Origin of the sequence: Paraburkholderia sediminicola (assembly GCF_046030555.1) — a bacterium.
Classification (GTDB): domain Bacteria; phylum Pseudomonadota; class Gammaproteobacteria; order Burkholderiales; family Burkholderiaceae; genus Paraburkholderia; species Paraburkholderia sediminicola_E.
Genome location: NZ_JAQQCH010000009.1, coordinates 77,725 through 98,142, shown reverse-complemented (window position 1 = coordinate 98,142; position 20,418 = coordinate 77,725). Strand labels below are relative to the sequence as shown.

Genomic DNA, 20,418 nt, shown 5'->3' with positions numbered 1-20,418 from the left:
ACAGGCGTCTTACTCGACGTCGATTGACGTTCTGTTGCAGCGGCCGCCTGGTGTTGCCTGTCGCGCCCTGGCGGAGCGATCCGAGACCTGGACATAGAAATTCACCTCAATAGTCGATGGGCTTAGCCACCATGGATTGTGTAATATAGTGGGAATTTAAGTCCCGATTGACGCGAATAAATCCCATAAATGCGTCCTGTAAGGATTCAATAAGGTGAAGTGATGAGCGACATCCTGGATGGTGTGACGACGTTTGTGCGCGTCGTGGAGGCGGGCAGTTTTGCGGTAGCCGCGGAACGCTTGAACCTGACGCGCTCGGCCGTCGGCAAGGTGATCGTCCGGCTCGAAAAGCGTCTTGGTGTGCGCCTGCTCAATCGCACGACGCGCAGCCAAAGTCTCACGGAAGACGGGCAAGCCTATTACGACCGCTGTGTGCGTGCACTCGCCGAACTCGAGGCCGCGGAGGCCGATCTGGACTCAGGCCGGCGTGAACCCAAAGGGCGTTTGCGGGTAAGCGTGCCGCAGGCCTTCGGTCATCATTGTGTGGCGCCGGTGCTGCTCCGGCTTGCGCGCAGGCATCCGCAGTTGAGGATCGATATTTCGATCAGCGATCGTTTCGTGGACATGGTGGAAGAGGGTTTCGACCTCGTGGTGCGGATCGGTCCGCTGGTCGACAGCGTCAGCCTCGCGGCGCGAAAGCTCGGTATGCAGTATGCGAGTATCGGCGCCGCCCCTTCCTATCTGGCGCGGCATGGCACGCCGGGCAACGTGGATGAATTGCGCGGCCACGTCGTTATTGCTTACTTGAGAGCAGGGGCCGCTGACCCGTGGGACGTGCTCGACGTCGATGGACAAATCCGTCGCGCGGATGTTTGGCCGCAGCTTGCTTTCGACGACATGCAGGGAATTGTCAATGCCGCTATTGCGGGGTTCGGCCTCTCCTGGTTGCCGAGCTGGCTGCTGGCACGCTATGCGGAAACAGGCGAACTGGTGACGGTGATGGAGAACTGCTTTCGGCCTTCTCAGGAGATCCACGTGGTGTGGCCTAAGACGCGATATCTGCCCTTGAAAACGCGCTGCGCGATCGACGCGCTGGTTGCGGAGATTCCCGCTATGTTGGGTGCGCCTGCAGCAGGCGCACCCATTGTGCGTCGTGACTAGAACTGCAACGTCGCGCTGGCTACAGCCGTGCGTGTCGGCGAAGGCGCCACGTAGTAACCCCACGCCGTGGTCCAGTAACGGCGGTTGAACAGATTGTTGATCCCCGCCCGGAACGTCACATCTTTCCCGGCGATTTTGGTCTCGTAGCGGCCGCTCAAATCGTAAGTGACATAAGCCGGCACGAACTGGGTATTAGCCGCATCGACCGCCTGGTTGCCGACATACTTCCCACCAAACGCCAGCGTCAGCGGACGCAGGTACGATGGGTTGTATTCGATACGACCGGTCACGGTAAACCGTGGCGCCCCATATACACGCTTGCCCTCGACGCTGGCGTCGTCCACATCGACTGCCTTCGTGTCGAGCCACATCACGCCGCCCATCACGCGCCATTCGTTCGTCAGCGCAAGCCAGCCGCTTGCATCGACGCCGGTATAGCGCTTCGTGCCGTCCTGCACGAAGATGTTGGCCGAGTTCGTATAGTTATAGCCCTGATCGACACGGAACAGCGCGAGATTGGCGCCCCACTTGCTGTGGTCCGTCTTGAAGCCGACTTCGTACTGCTTGCTCTTCAGAGGGCCGAATGTGGCCGGGTAGTTGAGGTTGGTGTTCGATGCCGCACCACCCTGTTCCAACGATTCGACATAGCTCGCGTACGCCGTGGAGTACGGATCGGTCTTGAACATCAGCGCGAAGGTCGGCGTGACCGGATCCGCGCTGTATTGCGACGATACGGCGCCGCTCGGGTCGTACACGTGCTCGCGGTATTGCGTGTAGCGCACGCCGACCAGGGCGGACAGCCGTGACGTGAGCTGCACCGTGTCGCTCGCATATACGGCGGCCTGCGTGGTGCGCTGCTGACGGTAAAGCTCCGAACCGATGCTGACTTCAGCGTTGGTCAACAGTGTGCTGTTGTACAGATTGCCGTTGCCGAGGAAGTAGCCGTTATTCCAGCCGTAGCTGTTGCTGTACTCGCTGGTTTGCGTCTCGAAGCCCGCGCCGATGACCACGTCGTGCCTGATGCTGCCGGTGTTGAATTTGCCCTGCACCATCGCGTCGACGTTTTGATAGAAGTAACGCGTCATCGCCGCATAAAGCGTGTTCGAATAATTGCCCGCGTCGTCGGTGACATACAGGAAGCTGTCCGAATTGGTGCGGTTCTCTTTGGCAAAGCGGTATTTCACGCTCGCATGCCAGTTTTCGGAGAGGCGGTAATCGAGGCCCGTGCCGAACGAGGCCATCTCGGTCTGATAGTAATTCTGCGGCTGCGTCAGCGCATGGGTGACGGTGCTTGCGTCAGGAATGCCGAGGCCGGTGCCGAACATCAGGCCGAATAGCGTGCCGTTGGTTTTGCGCTTCTGATAGAAGGCGTCGGCGCTGAAGGTCAGGTCCGGGGTAACGCGGAAGTCGAATGCAAGCGAGGCCACCTGGCGGCGCACGTGACCGTGGTCTTCAGCGGTGTTGCCGTCTTCATTGACGAGGTTCAGGCGATAGCCGAAACGGTTGTCGTTGCCGAAACGGCCACCCAGATCGACCGCCTCGCTGAACACGCCGGCCGACTTGTAGCCGATCGAGATGCTGCGGTAGGGATCGTCGGTCGGGCGCTTCAGGACGTAGTTGACGATACCGCCCGGCGAGCCGAAGCCATACATGAAGCCGGACAGGCCCTTGAGCAACTCGACCTGCTCAAACGGTTCGAGCGAGAGATCCGTGTCCCACGACGGGAACGTCTGGCCATCCACCTTGACGCTGTTCAACGTGTCGATCGGCATGCCGCGCACGGTGAACATGGCGTTTTCGCTGATCCCGTTTTCGCTGATGCTCGCTACCGCCGGGTCGTACTTGAACAGATCGTTGGCGGTCGTTGCCATCAAGTCTTGCGCCTCGTCGCTCGTCACGACGTGCGTCGAGAACGGCGTGTCCACCTGCTTGCGCGACCCCAGCGCGCCGGCGCTGACGGTGTCGGCTTGCGCCACGGTGGTGTCTTTCGTTGCCGAGACACTTACGGCCGGCAGCGTGGCGGTGGCGTCACTTGCCGGCACAACCTGCGCCCATCCCGATGACGACAGCGTCGACAACGATAAACCGACGCTGACGAACAGCCCCGCACTGAGTAGCGACGGCGTGCGGCGATGGCCGCGCATAAACGTTGGCCGCACTGAGCGGCTGGCGACAAATAGATTCTGCATGTTGTTTGAATTGGGCAGGTTGGCGCCGCCGCGCACCAGAGATGTGCGAAACGGCAGTATTCGAGCGAGTGGTGGTTAAACGGATGGTCCAAACTGCAACTTCGTACGAATGGTAATGCATCTGATTCGCATTAACAATCTATTTTGCATCGTAGGTCATCTATAAGACATCTGTCTTAAGTCATAGGGTAATAGGCTGTAAGCCTTGAGTGGCGGGGCTCGGCCCCTTTTGGGGCATGACGGCGATATGTTTGTTTAGCAGCGGCTACTGGAAAACACGCATATACTCACGGTCGGGCCGTAAAAAGTAGTGCCGTGGGTCGCGCTGCATTTTTGCTGCTTCGTCGCACCCGCGGGCTCAGCGCCACGAACGCTCTGTCTACCACTTCACTTAGCAAAGCATCAAACATGTCCACATCGCCTAAGATCATCTACACCCTGACCGACGAAGCGCCTGCTCTGGCGACTTACTCGCTGCTGCCGATCGTCAAGGCGTTCACGCGCTCGTCCGACGTGATCGTTGAAACGCGCGATATTTCGCTTGCTGGCCGGATCATCGCTGCATTTCCGGACTACCTGACCGCGGAACAGAAGGGTTCCGACGATCTGGCGGAACTGGGTGGACTCACCACGCGGCCGGAAGCGAACATCGTCAAGCTGCCGAACATCAGCGCTTCGGTGCCGCAACTGAAGGCTGCGATTACCGAGCTGCGCGACCAGGGTTTCAAGCTGCCGCCGTATCCGGACGTAGCGAATACCGACGCTGAAAAAGACGTCAAGGCTCGCTATGACAAGATCAAGGGCAGCGCCGTGAACCCGGTTCTGCGCGAAGGCAATTCGGATCGCCGCGCGCCCTTGTCGGTCAAGAATTACGCACGCAAGCACCCGCACAAAATGGGCGCCTGGAGCGCGGACTCGAAGTCGCACGTGGCGCACATGAGCAGCGGTGATTTCTACGGCAGCGAAAAATCGGCGCTGATCGCAGCCGCCGGCGCCGTGAAGATCGAACTGTTCGCCGCCGACGGCTCGGCGAAGGTTCTGAAAGAAAAGACGGCCGTGCAAGCGGGCGAGATCATCGACGCTTCGGTACTGAGCAAGAACGCGCTGCGCAGCTTCATCGAAGCGGAAATCGCCGATGCGAAGAGCAAGGGCGTGCTGTTCTCGGTGCACCTGAAAGCCACCATGATGAAGGTGTCGGATCCGATCATCTTCGGTCACGTGGTGTCGGTGTTCTACAAAGACGTGCTGACCAAGCACGCTGACGCACTGGCGCAAGCCGGCTTCAACCCGAACAACGGTATCGGCGATCTGTACGCGCGTCTGAAGGATCTGCCGGAGCAAACGCGTGAAGCGATTGAAGCCGACATCAAGGCGCAGTACGAGCAACGCCCGCAACTGGCCATGGTCAACTCGGACAAGGGCATCACCAGCCTGCACGTGCCGAGCGACGTGATCGTCGACGCTTCCATGCCGGCCATGATTCGCGAGTCGGGCAAGATGTGGGGCGCGGACGGCGCACTGCACGACGCCAAGGCTGTGATTCCGGACCGTTGCTACGCCGGCGTCTACCAGGCTGTGATCGAAGACTGCAAGAAGAACGGCGCATTCGACCCGGTCACGATGGGCACGGTGCCGAACGTCGGCCTGATGGCGCAAGCCGCGGAAGAATACGGTTCACACGACAAGACGTTCCAGATCCCGGCGAACGGCGTGGTCCGCGTGACCGACGCAGCCGGTACGGTGCTCATCGAGCAGGCAGTTGAAGCCGGCGACATCTGGCGCATGTGCCAGACCAAAGATGCGCCGGTCCAGGATTGGGTCAAGCTCGCGGTGAACCGCGCACGCGCTACCGGCACGCCGGCTATTTTCTGGCTGGACGCAGCGCGCGCGCACGACGCCCAGATCATCAAGAAGGTCGAGCAGTACCTGAAGGACCACGACACCAGCGGTCTGGATATCCGTGTCATGACGCCGGTCGAAGCGACGAAGTTCTCGATCGATCGCATCCGCGCCGGCAAGGACACGATCTCGGTCACCGGCAACGTGCTGCGCGACTACCTGACCGACCTGTTCCCGATCATGGAACTGGGCACCAGCGCAAAGATGCTGTCGATCGTCCCGCTGATGGCGGGTGGCGGCATGTTCGAAACGGGCGCGGGCGGTTCGGCGCCGAAGCACGTTCAGCAACTGGTCGAAGAAGGTTTCCTGCGTTGGGACTCGCTCGGCGAATTCCTGGCGTTGGCGGCTTCCCTCGAACACCTGAGTGGCGCGTATCACAACCCGAAGGCGCAGATTCTGGCCAGGACGCTGGATCAGGCAACGGGCAAGTTCCTCGACAACGACAAGTCGCCGGCGCGCAAGATTGGCGGTATCGACAACCGCGGCAGCCACTTCTACCTGGCCATGTACTGGGCCGAAGCACTCGCCGCGCAAACCGAAGACGCCGCATTGCAAGCGCAGTTCGCCGGCGTGGCCAAGGCGATGGCCGACAACGAAGCGAAGATCATCGAAGAGCTGGGTGCAGCGCAAGGCAAGCCGGTGGATATCGGCGGTTACTACCGTCCGAATGTCGAACTGACGAGCAAGGCCATGCGCCCGAGCGCCACGCTGAACAAGATCGTGGACGCGGTTGCTTAATGGTCGGAATGACGTGCTGAATGAGGTACTGAAGCCGTTCCTCAAAGTACCGAAACAGGCACTGAAGTAAGCAGCAAACAAGACGATGGCGCTCCCGAGGAGCGCCATCGTCGTTTCTACGCGGACGTGAGTGGCGGTCATGCCTGCCCTCATACGTGAACGATTTCCCAATCGCAGAGCTTTTCAGGAATCTCGAGCGTCGATGTGTCCACTTCGGTCAGCTGCGGGCAGGTCAGGCCGCGTGCGACTTCATCGGCTGCCTGTTGCGGGCTGGAAAATTCACCGAGCGTTTCGTTGCCGTAGGTTGCCTCCCAACCGTCCTGGCCCGGCAAAATGTAGAACGCTCCCTGGGTCGATCCAAAGCGAAAGCCTTTCATTTTTAGTCTCCCAATTGCCAATTAAAAACCGCGATGCCGTGACATGCTTCATGTGCGGGCGGGGGACCTACTGCGACTTGCGTCTTCGTCCCGTCTTTCGCTGCGTCCTATGAAGCGTCGGCTCTTGTAAAAGAGTCTACGTCAGCGGGTCATGGCGCAAGAGTCTGTTAGACGGTTCATTCGATCAAAAAATATCGTTTAAAAATAAAGACTTGCACTCGACGTTTTACGATGTGCAACGTGGGGCGGCATTGCGAAATGGCGAATTTGTGCCACGCACCACGATTTTTTACGAAGCAAGGGCTCATGCCATATCGTGAAATTTCGGCGTTGTGGCCAAATAGTGGGGCGGCATGCATTCGCAGCGGAGCGAAACCTCACGTGCGATCGTTCCGTTCAGGGAAGAACCCGCTTCAGAAAAGCGAGCATCACGCGGTTGAATTGCGCCGGCCGTTGCAGCGGGGCGAAGTGGCTCACGCCAGGCAGGAGCGTCAACGCCGCGCCGGGGATGCTGCGGGCGAGATATTCGGCGTGTTCCGGTTTGATGAACTCGTCGTGTTCGCTTTGGACGATCGCAACCGGCACGCGAATCCCGGCCAGATCGTGCGCCGAGTAATTGGGTTGGGTTCTCATCATTTCACTGACCGCGCCGACAAATGCGTCGAAGTCGGCGGGCGTCGCGGAGAGTTGCGCATAGTCTTTGGCATGCCGCCCAAAGCAGCGATCGATGATCGGCGTCGGCACGAATTCTTTCGTCCCGCCCGGATCCATGTTGCAGCCGAAGAAAAACACGCCTGCGACACGTTCCGGGGCTTGATGGCTCAGCACCAGGGCGACGCACGCGCCGTCGCTCCAACCCACCATCGCTGCCCGGTCGAGCTGTAGTGCGTCCATCACGGCCAGAACGTCGGAGGCCATCAGCTCATACATATAGGGGCGCGCGTCGCGGGTGCTGCGACCATGGCCGCGGCTATCGACCACCACCACGCGATGCCCGGAGCCGACCAGCGCCGGGACCTGATAGCCCCAGTTGCCGCTGTGTCCCAGACCGCCATGCAGCAGGATCACCGGCGCACCGATGCCGTATGACGCGTACCAGATTCGCGCGCCTTCGTGCTCCACGTCGCCATGGTCGTCCGAGACCGGCAATGGGGCCGCGCCATGCGCTTCGAAATGGGTGAGGTCGTCGTCGTGGAATTCCATAAACGGTGCCTTCCTGGTGAGCCTGGCAACCCAAGGATCCACTAGGTTGCCAGCGCTGCCACCAGAAAATCAACCAGGCTACGGATTTTCGCGTTCGGACGGCCGTGGGGCAGCGTCAACACATGCAGCGGCGTGGCGCTGCCACTAGCGCCCTAAGCCGGAGGAGCCGGCAGATAGGCCGACTCCTCCGCACACGTCTCAATGATTCGTCTGGCCCAGCCCCTGTTGCGTCGGCGCGTTCGCACTGCCGCCCATTGCCGGACCGGCGACTTTTCTTCCCGGCGCCGGAAACACCACCAGCATTAACACGACCCCGGCCAGCAGCACCACTGCCAATCCAATCAGCCCATATTGCGCACTGCCGGTCTGCGTCTTGACCCAGCCGACGAACGCCGGACTCACGAAACCGCCGGTGCCCCCGAGGCTCGTGATCATCGCGATGCCGCCCGCCGCCGACGAACGCGGCAGGAAGGTCTGCGGAATCGTCCAGAACACCACGAAGGACCCATACGACGCAGCCGCCGCCAGCGCCAGCAAACCCACGCCGAGCGCGACGTTATGGCCGGCGGCCGGCAGCAGCGCGAACGCCAGCGCGGTCACGCAGGCGCTGGCCGCGACGTGCCAGCGCCGCTCCATGGTCCGGTCGGAACTGGCGCCCACTACATAGGTACCGAGCGCAGCCGCGACGAAGACGAGCGCGGACAGCAGTCCGATGTCCAGCACGTTGGCGACACCCAGGTCGCGGATGATGGTCGGCGCCCAGAAGCCGATCGCGTTGAACGGCATCATCACCGCGAAATAGACGAGCGCCGCGAAATACACGCGTGGGTTCGCGAGCGCGCCGCGCAGGCCGTCGAGATGACCGGTTTGCTTGGTCTTCTCATCGGCGGCGAGTTCACGCGACACCAGCGCTTTCTCGCGCTCGTCGAGCCAGCTTACGTCTTCCGGCTTGTCGCCGAGCGTGAGGAACGCGACGATCCCGAGTGTCACGGCCGGCACGCCTTCGAGAAGGAACAGCCACTGCCAGCCCGGCAAGCCGCCGAGGCCGGCCAGCCGCGTCATGATGAACCCGGACATCGGGCCGCCGATGATGCCTGCCACCGCCGTCGCCATCATCAGAAATGCGGTGACGCGAGCGCGCCGCGCGCCTGGGAACCAGCAGCTCAGATAGAAGATGATGCCGGGGAAGAAGCCCGCTTCGGTCACGCCGAGCAGGAAGCGCATCGCGTAGAACTGCGTCGGCGTGCGCACGAACATCATCAGACTCGACACCAACCCCCACGCGAACATGATGCGCAACAGCGTGCGGCGTGCGCCGACGCGCTGCATCCACAGATTGCTCGGGACTTCGAATAGCACATAGCCGATGAAGAAAAGCCCTGCGCCCAGGCCGTAAGTCGACTCCGAGAAGCCGAGGTCGTGCATGAACTGCAGCTTGGCGAAGCTGATATTGACGCGGTCGATATAGCTGATCACGTAGCAGAGAAACAGTAACGGAATCAGCCGGAAAAAGATCTTGCGGTAAGTGCGTTCGACTTCGACAGGTGTGAGGTCGTCTGTTGCCGATGTGCCTGAATGCGAATAGCCGTGCATGATGGTCTCGCGAAGAATGCCAACTGCGGTGAACGTCGCTGTGTCTGTTGCGATGCGTGTTGCCACGCGTCGTGCGGTTTTAGCGCGATGGTTAGCGCTGTATGTACGGCAAATCAGCGACGTCCGGTCTCAAAGCGGCCTGGCACCGCCTCACTATCCGTCCACGACAGCCGGAGCGCAATGCTCGCTTTCGTGCATGTTGTCGGCGGCAGCGGCAATATGCGCGGCGTCGGACGCGCGCGGCATACAGCGCGCCAACGCGTCGCCGGCTCGCACGCCTTTGCCCACGGGCAGCACGAAAAGCGGATTGATATCCAGTTCCTTCAGGCTCGCCTGGTGGTCGAGCGCCATCGTGGAGAGCGCGACGATTGTTTCGACGAGCGCCTCGATATCGCCTGGCGGTTTGCCGCGCGCACCGTCGAGCATCGCGAAGGCGCGCAGTTCGCGGATCATCGCGTGGGCATCGGCGTGTGTGACCGGGGCGAGCCGGAATGTCACATCCTTCAGCACTTCGGCATAGATCCCGCCGAGACCGCACATCACAGCCGGTCCGAACGATGCATCGTTTTCAACGCCGACGATCATCTCGATCGCATCGCGGATCTCTTCCTGCACCAGCACGCCTTCGATTCGCGCATGAGGCACATGGCGGCGCGCATTCGCGACAATGTCGTCGAAGGCGTCGGCAAGCGTGCCTTCATCGCGGATGCCGACCCGCACAGCGCCGGCTTCCGTCTTGTGCGGAATGTCGGGCGATTGCACTTTGATCACCAGCGGAAAGCCGATCGATCTCGCGATGGCGCATGCTTCGTCACGGTCAAGCGCGAGTGCGCTCCTGGGCGTCTCGATGCCGTAATTGCGCAGCAACGCCTGCGACGCGTGTTCGGTCAGATCGCCCTGACTTGCAGCCAGCAAAGCGCGGGCTGGCTCGACATCGTATTGCCGCGGCGCAAGCGGTTCGGCGCTGCATGCCGCTGCACGCGTCCGCCGCGCCTGCGCATAGTCCGACAATGCCGCGAACGCGCGTCCGCAACGTACAGGCGTTGCATACAACGGCACGCCATGCGTTTCGATCATCTCGTACGCCTCGCGGGCCATGTCGCGGCGCGCGTTCCAGGCGAGCATCATCGGCTTGGTCGTGCTCTCGTAGACGCGCACGATTGCCTCGGCCATTGCGCGTGCCACTTCTCCGCTCGCTGCGGCTGCCATGATCGCGATGGCGTCGATGTTCGGATCGTCGGCAATGATCTGCAATGCGTCGGCAAAAATCTTCGGCTCGGCGAGGATGCCCGCGGTGAGATCGATCGGATTGTTCAGCGAGGCAAACGCGGGCACGATCGGTTTGAGCCGTTCCAACGTGGCGGCCGACAACGCGGGCACCGACATGCCACGTTCAGCACAGGCATCGGTGATCAGAATGCCGGCGCCGCCCGAGAGCGTGACGACCGCAATCCGGTTGCCGCGCGGCAGGCGTTTGGCTTCGAACGCCTTGGCGTAGTCGCCGAGGTCCGCGACATCGGTGACTTCGATTACGCCGGTCTGGCGGAACGCCGTGCGATAGAGTGCGGACGCACCGCCCAGATTCGCCGTGTGCGACGCGGCTGCTTTGGCACCGTCGGCCGTGTTGCCGACTTTCCATGCGAGCAGCGGTTTGCCGGCGTCGAGCGCGCGGTTGGCGACGTCGACGAGGCGCCGCGCATCCTTCAAGCCTTCGATATACGCGGCGATCAGCGACGTCTGCGGGTCGGCGATACAGGCATCGACCAGATCGAGCAGGCTGACGTCGGCCTCATTGCCGGTGGTGATGAAATGCCGCAAGCCGATGCCGAGCTCGTCTGCCATGAGCAATAGCGCGCAACCAAACCCTCCGCTTTGCGAAATCAGTGACAGGCCGCCGCGCCGGTAATCGACGCCGAATGGCGCACCGAATCCGGCATAGACGCCGGCGCCCGTGCTGACGAATCCCTGGCAGTTCGGACCGATCACGCGGATGCCGAACGCCTTCGCGACTTCCGCGCATTCGCGCTGCAATGCGGCGCCGGCTTCGCCCGCTTCCGCAAAACCGGAGCTGTAGACGATCGCGAAACCGATACCTTTTTCGCCGCATTGACGCAGCATGTCGGGAACACGACGCGCTGCGACGAGGATCAGTGCGAGATCGGGCGTAGCGGGCAAAACGGCGATGCCGGCATGGCATGCCACGCCGTCGATCTCGGCATATTTCGGATTCACCGGATACAGTACGCCCTGATAACCGTGCTGCTTGAGAAAGCGCATCGGCTGGCCGCTGATCGATTTCGGATCGTTCGAGGCGCCGATGATCGCGATCGAGCGCGGATCGACGAGCCGGCCAATGTCGAGCGTGTTTGTATCGAGCGTGGTTGAGTTAGTGACGGTGTTCATGGCGGCGCTCATGCTGCACGCGCAGCGTTGGCTCGAACGCTGTCCTTCTCGCTGTTCTTCTGGTTTGCCAGATCCCGTTCAGCCGCGCGCCGTAACGTGATCTTCGCGATGTTCAACTGATGAATCTGCGTCGTGCCTTCATAAATGCGAAACGCGCGCACATCGCGGTAGAACCGCTCGACCGCATTGCCCGCGAGATAACCGCGTCCACCGAGCATCTGGACCGCGCGATCCGCGACGCGTCCGCACATCTCCGAGGCGAACATCTTGCACATCGACGCTTCCAGCGCTACGTCCTCGCCCGCATCGCGTTTGCGCGCTGTTTCGAGAATCATCGAGCGCGCGGCGAAAATTTCGGTCTGGCATTCGGCGATCAGCGCCTGCACGAGCTGGAACTCGGCTACGGGCTTGCCGAACTGCTCGCGTTTCGATGTGTACGCAACGGCTTCTTCAAGCATCCGCATCGCGGGGCCCGTGCACAGCGCGGCCAGATGAATGCGCTGCTTGTTCAATACCTTCATCGCGGTACGAAAGCCCTGGCCTTCGACGCCGCCGATCAGATTCGCAGCAGGCACGCGGCACGCATTGAACACCACGTCACCGACCGGCGAGCCCGCCTGGCCCATCTTGTCATAAGGCGCGCTGGTGGAGAGACCGGGCATGCCGCGTTCGACGAGAAATGCGGAAATGCCACCGGCGCCGGGCGTGGCCGGATCGGTGCGGGCCATCACCGTGAACAGGTCAGCGATCGGCGCGTTGGTGATGAAGCACTTGCTGCCGTCGAGAATGTAGTGATCGCCGTCGCGCCGCGCGGTGGTGCGCAACGCGGTGGCGTCCGAACCGGCGTCCGCTTCGGTCAGTGCGAAAGCGCCGGTCAATTCACCCGAGGCGAGACGCGGCAGATAGTGCTGCTTCTGCGCGTCGGTGCCGTCGGCGACGAGCGCTTCCGAACCGATGCCGGTATTGGTGCCGACCCGCGCGCGGAATGCCACCGAGGCTTGCGAGAGCTCAAACGCGCCGCGCACGAGCTGCTCCGTCGAAAGTCCTGCGCCGCCGAAATCGCGCGGAATGCTCCAGCCGAAATAGCCGAGTTCGCGCATGCGTTCGACGAGATCCGCCGGCACGGCATCTGCCTGCTCGATCTCGTTTTCGCGCGGCATTGCTTCTTCACGAACGAAACGCGCGACGTCCGCGAGCATCGAGTCGAAATGCGAGGGGTTCATGGTCATGCCTGTCTCCGTCATGTGAGTCGATTTATGCCTTTACTATCGAATATTTACAGGATGACGGCGTGATTTGTTCGACTCTGCAGAACAGAGTTTGGATATGCTGAACAGGACGCGCAAAATGGGCTATCTGGAGGAAGACGATCATGGCAGCCAGCAACAAGCTTTCCAAAGCGGCAGCGCTGACAAGCGACTATCTGGATTCGAAGGCCCGCTATGTGCCCGACGAATTCGACGGCGACCGGCAGTTCGCCACGACGCTGGCGCGCGGCCTCGACATCCTGCATTGCTTCACGCCGCGCGAATCGCAGCTCGGCAATGCGGAACTGGCGGCGCGGACCGGCATGACCAAGGCCACCATCTCGCGCTTCACCTACACGCTCACGCGCCTCGGCTACTTGCGCGTCAATCGTATGAACAACAAGTTTCAGCTCGGCTCGGCCGTGCTGTCGTTGAGCTATCCGTTGCTCGCGAGCTTGACTGTGCGGCAGATCGCGCGGCCTTCCATGAAGGACCTGGCCGATCAGATTCGTGGCTCGGTCTCGCTCGGCATGCGTGACCGGCTCAATGTCGTGTATCTGGAAAGCAGCCGCAGCACGACGCCTTTGGGTTTGCCGGCCGATATCGGCCTGAGCTATCCGATCGTACGCACCGCGATGGGCCGCGCGCTGCTCGCCGCGCTGCCGGCCGAGCGGCGTGAGGCGCTCTGCAATGAGATTGCGGTCAAGGCGCCGAATGAATGGAATACGTTTCGCGAGCGCGTGATGAGCGGCATCGATTACTTCTATGAGCGTGGGTTCTGCGTCTCGTACGGGGACTTGCGGCAGGAAGTGCATGCCGTCGCCGTGCCGATGAAACCGTCGGCGGACGGCGAGATTCTGGTGTTCAACTGCGGGGTGCCTTCGTATCTGCTGAAGGAGAATCAGCTGGAAGGGGATATCGGGCCGCGGCTGGTTTCGATGGTGCGCAGTGTTGAAGGAGCGATGGGGATTTATTAGGCCCTTTGGACATGTTCCTGTCTTGCGCGGTGAATAGCTGTACCCCCGACGATATTCGCGGCGCAGCGCGCGATGGTTTTACCCGGACGCCGCAGCTGCGTCACCGAGCTTTTCAATCAACACCGCAACGAAGGTTTCCGTAACGGGCGGCAGCGTCCTGCCGCGTTTCTTGATGAGGGCGATAGGACGGGTGAACGCGGGTTCGTCGATGGGGCGGACCACCAGTTCAGGTTCCGCCCTGACCTCGCGAGCCGATGCGGGCAGGATGGTCACGCCGAGCCCGGCGCGCGCCATGGCGACGGCGCTCATCATGTAGGTCGGCTCACAGGCGATCTCCGGCACACAGCGAGCGTTTGCAAAGGCACTATCGACCACCGCCCGCACGCTCGTGCCGGGTGCGGTCAACACGAGCGGCACGGCGGCGAGGTCGGCCAGCGTGATGCGCCGCCGCCGTGCCAACGCATGACGCTTCGGAAAAACTGCCACCAACCGGTCGATGCCCGCGTGCAGCACCCCGAAGCCGGCATCGTCCAGTTCGCCGCCGGTCAGCCCGATATCGACCTCCTCGTTGCGCACCAGCGTGTTGACCATGCTGGCGACCACGTCGCGCACATGGAAGCTCACGCGCGGTACCGCCTTCTTCATCTCCTGCACGAGTTCGGGCAGGACGCTGGCCGCGAAAGTCGGCAGACACGCGATTCGCACGGTGCCGCTGGTTCCCTCGCCGAGCGCACGCGCGTCGATCAGCACGTGTTCCATGTCGTGCAGCGACTTCTGCAGGAGCGGCAGCAGTTCGCGGCCGGTCGGCGTGAGTGCGACATTGCGGCTATTGCGATCGAAGAGCCGCATGCCCACGGTTTCCTCGAGGCGGCGAATCTGCACCGTCAACGCCGGTTGGGACAGATGCAGCCGTGTCGCCGCACGCGTGAAACTGCCTGTTTGCGCGACGGCGATAAACGCGCGAATGTCCCGAAGATTCAGATCCATGATGGTTTGTAATTGCTGCGATCAAATCATTTCAATTGATTTATTGCTGCCTCGAACTTACGCTGGATCGCAGTAAAAAACAACATCGGAGACAAGCACATGCTGCCATTGCTGGGGCTGGCCACCATCGTCGTGCTGCTCGGCGCGATCCTGTCGAAACGGATGTCGCCACTGGTGGCGCTCATCATCGTGCCGATCGTGGCGTCGCTCATTGGCGGCTTCGGCTTTCAGACAAGCAAGTTCGTGATCGACGGGCTCAAGAGCCTCGCGCCCGTGGTCGGGATGTTCGTGTTCGCGATTCTTTACTTCGGCACCATCACCGACGCCGGCACACTCGACCCGATCATCGACCGTATCCTGCGGGCGGTCGGCACACGGCCCACGCGCATTGTGATGGGCACCACGCTGCTCGCATTGCTGATTCACCTCGACGGCTCCGGCGCGGTCTGCTTTCTCGTCACGATTCCCGCGATGCTGCCGCTCTACGACCGTTTGAAGATGGATCGCCGGGTGCTGGCCGCAGCCGTTTCGATGGCGGCCGGCATCAACTTTCTGCCATGGACAGGGCCGATGATCCGCGCGTCGGCGTCGCTGCATCTGCCGATTTCGGCGTTGTTCAATCCGCTGATTCCGGTGCAGGCAATCGGCCTCGTGTTCGTCTTCGGTATGGCGTTCTGGCTTGGGCGGCGCGAGGAAAAGCGGCTTGGCCTCACGGGCGCGAGCGGTTCGGTGCCGATGCCGAAGCGCGAACTGACACCTGAAGAGCACGTCCTGCGCCGGCCGAAAAACTTCTGGTTCAACATCGTATTGACGCTGCTCGTGCTCGGCACGATGGTCGTAATGGGCGAGAAGATTCCGCCGGCCATCATGTTCATGGTGGGGCTGTGCATCGCGTTGATGGTGAACTATCCGAACGTCGACATGCAGCGCAAACGTATCGACGCTCACGCGCGGGCCGCGTTGATGATGGCCGGCATTCTGCTCGCGGCCGGTGTGTTCACTGGCGTCATGCAAGGCAGCGGCATGCTGAAAGCGATGGCGCAGGCAGCAGTGGGCTTCGTGCCGCCCGCGATGGCAAGCCACATTCCCGTCGCGCTCGGCTTGATGTCAATGCCGCTCAGCATGCTGTTCGACCCGGACTCGTTCTACTTTGGCGTGCTACCGGTGATTGCCGAAGTGGCCGGCCAACTCGGCGTGCCCGCCGTGCATGTCGGCCAGGCCGCGCTGCTCGGCCAGATGACGACCGGCTTCCCGGTCAGTCCGCTGACGCCGGCAACGTTCCTCGTGGTTGGCCTGTGCGGTATCGATCTCGCCGACCATCAGAAATTCACGTTCCCCCTGCTGTTCGGCGCGTCGATCGTGATGACGATCGCCTGCGTCGCGCTGGGGATATTCTCATTGTGAGCTTGACTGTTTCACTGAATGGATGCGACCAGCATGATGACCACTCAAGCCAGACGCCAGGTGCGAATCGGCGCGGGTGCCGGATATTCCGGCGACCGCATCGAACCCGCGGTCGAACTGGCGGAATACGGCGCGCTCGATTACCTCGTGTTCGAATGCCTCGCCGAACGCACCATTGCGATTGCGCAGCAGGCGCGCAGCAAAGACCCCGAGCTTGGCTATGATCCATTGCTCGAAACGCGCATGAAGGCGGTATTGCCCGCGGCGATACGCAACGGCGTGCGGATCATTTCGAACATGGGCGCGGCGAATCCGCTCGCGGCGGCGCGCAAGACCGCGGAGATCGCGAGTTCGCTCGGTCTCGGCGATGTGAAGATTGCCGCGGTCACCGGGGACGATGTGCTCGACGTCGTGCGTCAGGGCAATTTCCGCTTTGAGGAGTCCGGTGAGAGCGTCGCTTCGTACACGGATCGCCTCGTGTCCGCGAATGCGTATCTCGGCGCAACGGCGATTGTCGATGCGCTTGCCGCCGGCGCGCAGATCGTGTTGACCGGACGTGTCGCCGATCCGTCGTTGTTCGTGGCGCCGCTGATCCACGAATTCGGCTGGCAGATGGACGACTGGCAGACGCTCGGGCAGGCGACGGTGATCGGTCACCTGCTCGAATGCGCGGGCCAAATCACCGGCGGTTATTTTGCCGATCCGGGTTTCAAGGACGTCCCCAATCTGGCGAGGCTGGGCTTTCCCATCGCCGAAGTTGCGCCGGACGGTTCGGTGGTCATCACCAAGCTCGCGCGATCCGGTGGACAGGTGACCGAGGCGACGTGCAAGGAGCAACTGCTCTACGAGATTCACGACCCGCGGCGCTATCTGCAACCGGACGTGGTCGCCGATTTCACCCAGGTGCGTGTCAGGCAGGAAGCGCCGGATCGCGTTCATGTGAGTGGTGGACGTGGCACGCCGCGCACGGAAACCTTGAAGGTATCCGTCGCTTACTTCGACGGTTATATCGGCGAAGGGCAGATATCGTACGGCGGTCCAGGCGCGCTGGCGCGTGCCCGGCTGGCACTCAATATCGTGCGGGAACGGCTTGCGCTGACCGGTGTGGCAACGCGCGAATTGCGCTTCGATCTGATCGGCGTGAATGCCTTGCATGGCGACGCGGTGGCAGCCGGTTACGCCGAGCCTTATGAGGTGCGGGCAAGGGTGGCGGGGCGCACCACATCGCTGGCGCAAGCGGTGCAGATCGGCAACGAGGTGGAGACGCTTTACACCAATGGACCCGCGGGCGGTGGCGGCGTCACGAAGTCGGCGCGCGAAGTCGTCGCGGTGCAATCGGTCCTGTTGCCGCGCGAGCATGTGAAGCCGGTTTTCTCGCTGATGGAGGCCTGATATGAAACTGCGTGAGCTTGCTCATTCGCGTACCGGCGACAAGGGCAATACGCTGAATATCTCCGTGATCTGTTACGACGCGAAGCACTACGAGCATCTGCGAGCGGTATTGACACCGGAGCGGGTCAAGGCGCATCTGGGCGATGTCGTTCAAGGTGACGTGGTGCGTTATGAACTGCCTGGCATTGCCGCGTTCAACTTCGTACTCGGTCATGCGCTCGGCGGAGGCGTGACGCGCTCGCTTGCGCTCGACGCGCACGGGAAATCCTTGAGTTCGGCGTTGATGGCGCTGGATGTCGAGGCACCCACGCCTTAGATCCGTTTCGAGCCGGTCTGGCAATCCATCTCTGCGCGCGATCGCCGCGCAGCATCTTCCGGCAAGGGCGTGCAACCTTGTGCGCCCACGCTTCTCACGACGACTATCAGCGCCATGCTGAGCCGGTGCCGATAGTCGATCGGCCGGTTGTCTAGTCGTCTTTCCCGTCAGTCATCTCCATCACGAACGAGCGCTCGACCGCGAGTTCGTCGACCGCTTTGCGCGTTGCCAATTTGCTTTGAATTTGCAGTACCGCCAGTTGACAAGCCCCCCGATAGCTCCTATCGTGTATTCACAAATGTGTTTGTGAATCACATTTGTGAATACAAAGAGCATCAAACAACAAATTTGGAGACAACCAATGTTCAAGAGCACCGTTCATCCCCTGCGGCTCGTGTCAGTCGCTTTGATCGCGGCCGCCGCGCTGACCGCAACCTCAGCGGCATGCGCCAAAGGTCTGAAGATCGGCTTTAGCCAGGTCACGTTGCAGTCGCCGTTCTATGTGCAGCTCAAGGAGGGCGCGCAGGCCGCCGCCGCGGCGGATGGCGACGAGCTGATCTTTCTCGACGCCAACGGCGACGTGAACAAGCAGAACAACGACATTCAGGACCTGCTCACCCGCAAGGTGAATGTGCTGATCGTCAATCCGGTGAACCCGGACGCCGTGGCGCCGTCGCTCGATGCGGCAAAACGCGCTCACGTGCCGGTCATCACGGTCGATCGCGACGTGCATGGCAGCGTGGCGGCCCACATCGGCCGCGACAACGTGAAGATGGGCGAGCTGTCCGGCAAGGCGCTGCTTGCCGCGCTGAAGAAGAAAGGCGTGACGAGCGGCAAGATTGTCGAGATTCAGGGCGATGCCGGCGGCACGGTCATGATGGATCGCCGCAAAGGCTTTCATACGGCGTTCAACGGCACCGGCTTCAAGATCGTCGAAGGCCCGTATAGCGAATACATCCGCGCGAATGCCGTCACCGCGATGCAGGACCTGCTGCAGGCGAATTCCGATCTGAAGGCTGTCGTCGCGCATAACGACGACATGGCCCTCGGCGCGATGCAAGTGCTGCAGGAAGCCAATCGCAAGGACGTGCTGGTAGCGGCTGTCGATGGTTTGTCCGAAGCGCTGAACGCCATCGATACGGGTAACCAGTATGTCGCGACGTCGCTGAACGACCCGCGCTATCTGGGCGATATCACCATTCAGACCGCACGCCAGGTCGTGGCCGGCAAGAAAGTGCCGGCGTTCGTCGACGCCGGCACGGCCGTCGTCACCAAGGACAACGTCAAGCAGATCAAACACGACGGCCTGTTCGGCGAATACCACCCGAAAGTTTACTGATCGTTGCCGGGCCGGTTAGCCGCCGGCCCGAATCACCTGGTCACGAGCGCCTATCCGGCACAGCTTGCCGGATCGTTGGAGCGGCTCGCGTCGGGTGTTTTCATTTACTCACTTGGTAAGGAATTAATCGTGCGAGCAGCAGTCATGCATCGGCCGGGCGACATCCGCGTCGAAGAAGTTGAGAAGCCCATTGTCAAGGCGGGGCACGCCTTGGTGCGCGTGGCGGCGTGCGGCGTGTGCGGGTCGGATATCCCGCGCATGCTGAGCAAAGGCGCGCACGTGATGCCGCTGATCTGCGGCCACGAATTCGCCGGTTTTATCGAAGCGCTCGGCGACGATGTGAAGGGCTTCTCGGTCGGCGAACTGGTGACGGTGCCGCCGCTGATTCCGTGTCTGAAGTGCGACCAGTGTCTGCGTGGGCATCCGTCGCGTTGCCTCGATTACGATTACTTCGGCAGCCGCCGCGACGGCGCGTATGCGGAATTCGTCAACGTGCCGCTTACCAATCTGGTGAAGGTGCCGCAGGATATGGATCCCACCGCGGCATCGCTGGTCGATCCTGCCGCAATCGCCATCCATGCAATCTGGCAAGGCGAGTTGAAGGCGGGGCAGAACGCGGCGGTGGTCGGCTGCGGGCCGATCGGCCTGTTCGCGATTCAATGGATGAAATTGATGGGCGCGCGCAACATCGTCGCGATCGATATCTCTGAAGACAAGCTGGAGATGGCGCGTACCGCCGGCGCGACGCACACGCTGTTGAGCGGCCAGCCCGACGAGTCGCTGCCGCGTTGCCATCTGATCGTCGAAGCGGCCGGCCATCCCAGCGCGATCAACCAGGCGATCCAGCTGGCAGGCGCCGGCGGTCATGTGGTGTTCATTGGCATTCCGACGGCGGACGTCTCGCTGACCACCAAAAGCTTCTCGCACCTGCTGCGTCAGGAAGTGTCGTTGCACGGCGCGTGGAATTCGTTCTCGTCACCGTTCCCCGGCGATGAATGGACGGCCGCGATCGACAAGCTGGCGACCGGCGCGCTGCGCTGGGACTTCATGATCACCCATGATCTTCCGCTCGAAGCGCTGCCGGAAATGTTCAAGCATTTTGCCGAGAAGAAGGGGGCAGCCAAAGTCGTGTTCCGGCCTTCGTCGATGCCTGCGTAATATGTAGTCAACAAAACATACGTAGGAGGAGACAG

General features: G+C 61.7%; 15 protein-coding genes. 8 read left to right on the top strand and 7 right to left on the bottom strand.

The features are described from left to right. Positions 1-222: 222 nt before the first annotated feature. Positions 223-1,161, top strand: a complete 939-nt coding sequence (locus tag PQQ52_RS15120; protein WP_408212495.1) for a LysR family transcriptional regulator — start codon at positions 223-225, stop codon at positions 1,159-1,161. Here the strand turns inward: PQQ52_RS15120 and PQQ52_RS15115 are convergent. Further along, complete coding sequence (locus PQQ52_RS15115) at positions 1,158-3,350, bottom strand: TonB-dependent siderophore receptor (protein ID WP_408212492.1); 2,193 nt, start codon at positions 3,348-3,350, stop codon at positions 1,158-1,160. The two genes, PQQ52_RS15120 and PQQ52_RS15115, sit on opposite strands and share 4 nt — an antisense overlap. A 408-nt stretch (positions 3,351-3,758) precedes the next feature. Between PQQ52_RS15115 and PQQ52_RS15110 the strand changes: the two genes are divergently transcribed. Next, positions 3,759-5,987 carry an NADP-dependent isocitrate dehydrogenase gene (locus tag PQQ52_RS15110; RefSeq protein WP_408212489.1) on the top strand — a complete coding sequence of 743 codons (2,229 nt, stop codon included), beginning with the start codon at positions 3,759-3,761 and terminating at the stop codon, positions 5,985-5,987. 149 nt (positions 5,988-6,136) lie between these two features. Here the strand turns inward: PQQ52_RS15110 and PQQ52_RS15105 are convergent, their stop codons facing one another. The 5 genes from PQQ52_RS15105 to PQQ52_RS15085 all read right to left on the bottom strand — a co-directional run bounded on the left by PQQ52_RS15105 (position 6,137) and on the right by PQQ52_RS15085 (position 12,792). Further along, positions 6,137-6,364: a hypothetical protein gene (locus PQQ52_RS15105; RefSeq protein WP_408212486.1), complete on the bottom strand. Its 228-nt coding sequence runs from the start codon at positions 6,362-6,364 to the stop codon at positions 6,137-6,139. Between the two features lie 396 nt (positions 6,365-6,760). Continuing rightward, the gene (locus tag PQQ52_RS15100; protein WP_408212483.1) at positions 6,761-7,567 is read right to left on the bottom strand and encodes an alpha/beta fold hydrolase; all 807 of its coding nucleotides are present in this window, start codon (positions 7,565-7,567) and stop codon (positions 6,761-6,763) included. A 198-nt stretch (positions 7,568-7,765) separates the two neighbouring features. Continuing rightward, entirely contained in the window at positions 7,766-9,160 is a 1,395-nt protein-coding gene (locus PQQ52_RS15095) for an MFS transporter (RefSeq protein ID WP_408212480.1), read from the bottom strand. Between the two features lie 153 nt (positions 9,161-9,313). Next, entirely contained in the window at positions 9,314-11,563 is a 2,250-nt protein-coding gene (locus PQQ52_RS15090; protein ID WP_408212477.1) for an acetate--CoA ligase family protein, read from the bottom strand. Positions 11,564-11,571: 8 nt separating this feature from the next. Then, the gene (locus PQQ52_RS15085) at positions 11,572-12,792 is read right to left on the bottom strand and encodes an acyl-CoA dehydrogenase family protein (protein ID WP_408212474.1); all 1,221 of its coding nucleotides are present in this window, start codon (positions 12,790-12,792) and stop codon (positions 11,572-11,574) included. Positions 12,793-12,935: 143 nt separating this feature from the next. On the opposite strand from PQQ52_RS15085, the gene PQQ52_RS15080 reads away from it, so the two are divergent. After that, positions 12,936-13,787, top strand: a complete 852-nt coding sequence (locus PQQ52_RS15080) for an IclR family transcriptional regulator (protein WP_408212471.1) — start codon at positions 12,936-12,938, stop codon at positions 13,785-13,787. Positions 13,788-13,865: 78 nt separating this feature from the next. Here the strand turns inward: PQQ52_RS15080 and PQQ52_RS15075 are convergent, their stop codons facing one another. Continuing rightward, positions 13,866-14,774 (bottom strand): LysR family transcriptional regulator, encoded by a 909-nt coding sequence (locus PQQ52_RS15075; RefSeq protein ID WP_408212468.1) that lies wholly within the window; start codon positions 14,772-14,774, stop codon positions 13,866-13,868. Between the two features lie 99 nt (positions 14,775-14,873). On the opposite strand from PQQ52_RS15075, the gene PQQ52_RS15070 reads away from it, so the two are divergent. From PQQ52_RS15070 to PQQ52_RS15050, 5 genes are all read left to right on the top strand, one after another. Beyond that, positions 14,874-16,178 carry a CitMHS family transporter gene (locus PQQ52_RS15070; protein ID WP_408212465.1) on the top strand — a complete coding sequence of 435 codons (1,305 nt, stop codon included), beginning with the start codon at positions 14,874-14,876 and terminating at the stop codon, positions 16,176-16,178. Positions 16,179-16,211: 33 nt separating this feature from the next. Continuing rightward, positions 16,212-17,570 carry an acyclic terpene utilization AtuA family protein gene (locus tag PQQ52_RS15065; RefSeq protein ID WP_408212462.1) on the top strand — a complete coding sequence of 453 codons (1,359 nt, stop codon included), beginning with the start codon at positions 16,212-16,214 and terminating at the stop codon, positions 17,568-17,570. Position 17,571: 1 nt separating this feature from the next. Further along, positions 17,572-17,886 (top strand): AtuA-related protein, encoded by a 315-nt coding sequence (locus PQQ52_RS15060; protein WP_408212459.1) that lies wholly within the window; start codon positions 17,572-17,574, stop codon positions 17,884-17,886. A gap of 361 nt (positions 17,887-18,247) precedes the next feature. Next, positions 18,248-19,225 carry a substrate-binding domain-containing protein gene (locus tag PQQ52_RS15055; RefSeq protein ID WP_408212456.1) on the top strand — a complete coding sequence of 326 codons (978 nt, stop codon included), beginning with the start codon at positions 18,248-18,250 and terminating at the stop codon, positions 19,223-19,225. Between the two features lie 129 nt (positions 19,226-19,354). After that, positions 19,355-20,383: a galactitol-1-phosphate 5-dehydrogenase gene (locus PQQ52_RS15050; RefSeq protein WP_408212453.1), complete on the top strand. Its 1,029-nt coding sequence runs from the start codon at positions 19,355-19,357 to the stop codon at positions 20,381-20,383. The last annotated feature ends 35 nt before the right edge of the window (positions 20,384-20,418 follow it).

What these genes read in the sequence shown, in the direction of transcription:
- PQQ52_RS15120 (WP_408212495.1), top strand. Translation starts at nt 223, where the DNA reads ATGAGCGACATCCTGGATGGTGTGACGACGTTTGTGCGCGTCGTGGAG.
- PQQ52_RS15115 (WP_408212492.1), bottom strand. Translation starts at nt 3,350, where the DNA reads ATGCAGAATCTATTTGTCGCCAGCCGCTCAGTGCGGCCAACGTTTATG.
- PQQ52_RS15110 (WP_408212489.1), top strand. Translation starts at nt 3,759, where the DNA reads ATGTCCACATCGCCTAAGATCATCTACACCCTGACCGACGAAGCGCCT.
- PQQ52_RS15105 (WP_408212486.1), bottom strand. Translation starts at nt 6,364, where the DNA reads ATGAAAGGCTTTCGCTTTGGATCGACCCAGGGAGCGTTCTACATTTTG.
- PQQ52_RS15100 (WP_408212483.1), bottom strand. Translation starts at nt 7,567, where the DNA reads ATGGAATTCCACGACGACGACCTCACCCATTTCGAAGCGCATGGCGCG.
- PQQ52_RS15095 (WP_408212480.1), bottom strand. Translation starts at nt 9,160, where the DNA reads ATGCACGGCTATTCGCATTCAGGCACATCGGCAACAGACGACCTCACA.
- PQQ52_RS15090 (WP_408212477.1), bottom strand. Translation starts at nt 11,563, where the DNA reads ATGAACACCGTCACTAACTCAACCACGCTCGATACAAACACGCTCGAC.
- PQQ52_RS15085 (WP_408212474.1), bottom strand. Translation starts at nt 12,792, where the DNA reads ATGACCATGAACCCCTCGCATTTCGACTCGATGCTCGCGGACGTCGCG.
- PQQ52_RS15080 (WP_408212471.1), top strand. Translation starts at nt 12,936, where the DNA reads ATGGCAGCCAGCAACAAGCTTTCCAAAGCGGCAGCGCTGACAAGCGAC.
- PQQ52_RS15075 (WP_408212468.1), bottom strand. Translation starts at nt 14,774, where the DNA reads ATGGATCTGAATCTTCGGGACATTCGCGCGTTTATCGCCGTCGCGCAA.
- PQQ52_RS15070 (WP_408212465.1), top strand. Translation starts at nt 14,874, where the DNA reads ATGCTGCCATTGCTGGGGCTGGCCACCATCGTCGTGCTGCTCGGCGCG.
- PQQ52_RS15065 (WP_408212462.1), top strand. Translation starts at nt 16,212, where the DNA reads ATGATGACCACTCAAGCCAGACGCCAGGTGCGAATCGGCGCGGGTGCC.
- PQQ52_RS15060 (WP_408212459.1), top strand. Translation starts at nt 17,572, where the DNA reads ATGAAACTGCGTGAGCTTGCTCATTCGCGTACCGGCGACAAGGGCAAT.
- PQQ52_RS15055 (WP_408212456.1), top strand. Translation starts at nt 18,248, where the DNA reads ATGTTCAAGAGCACCGTTCATCCCCTGCGGCTCGTGTCAGTCGCTTTG.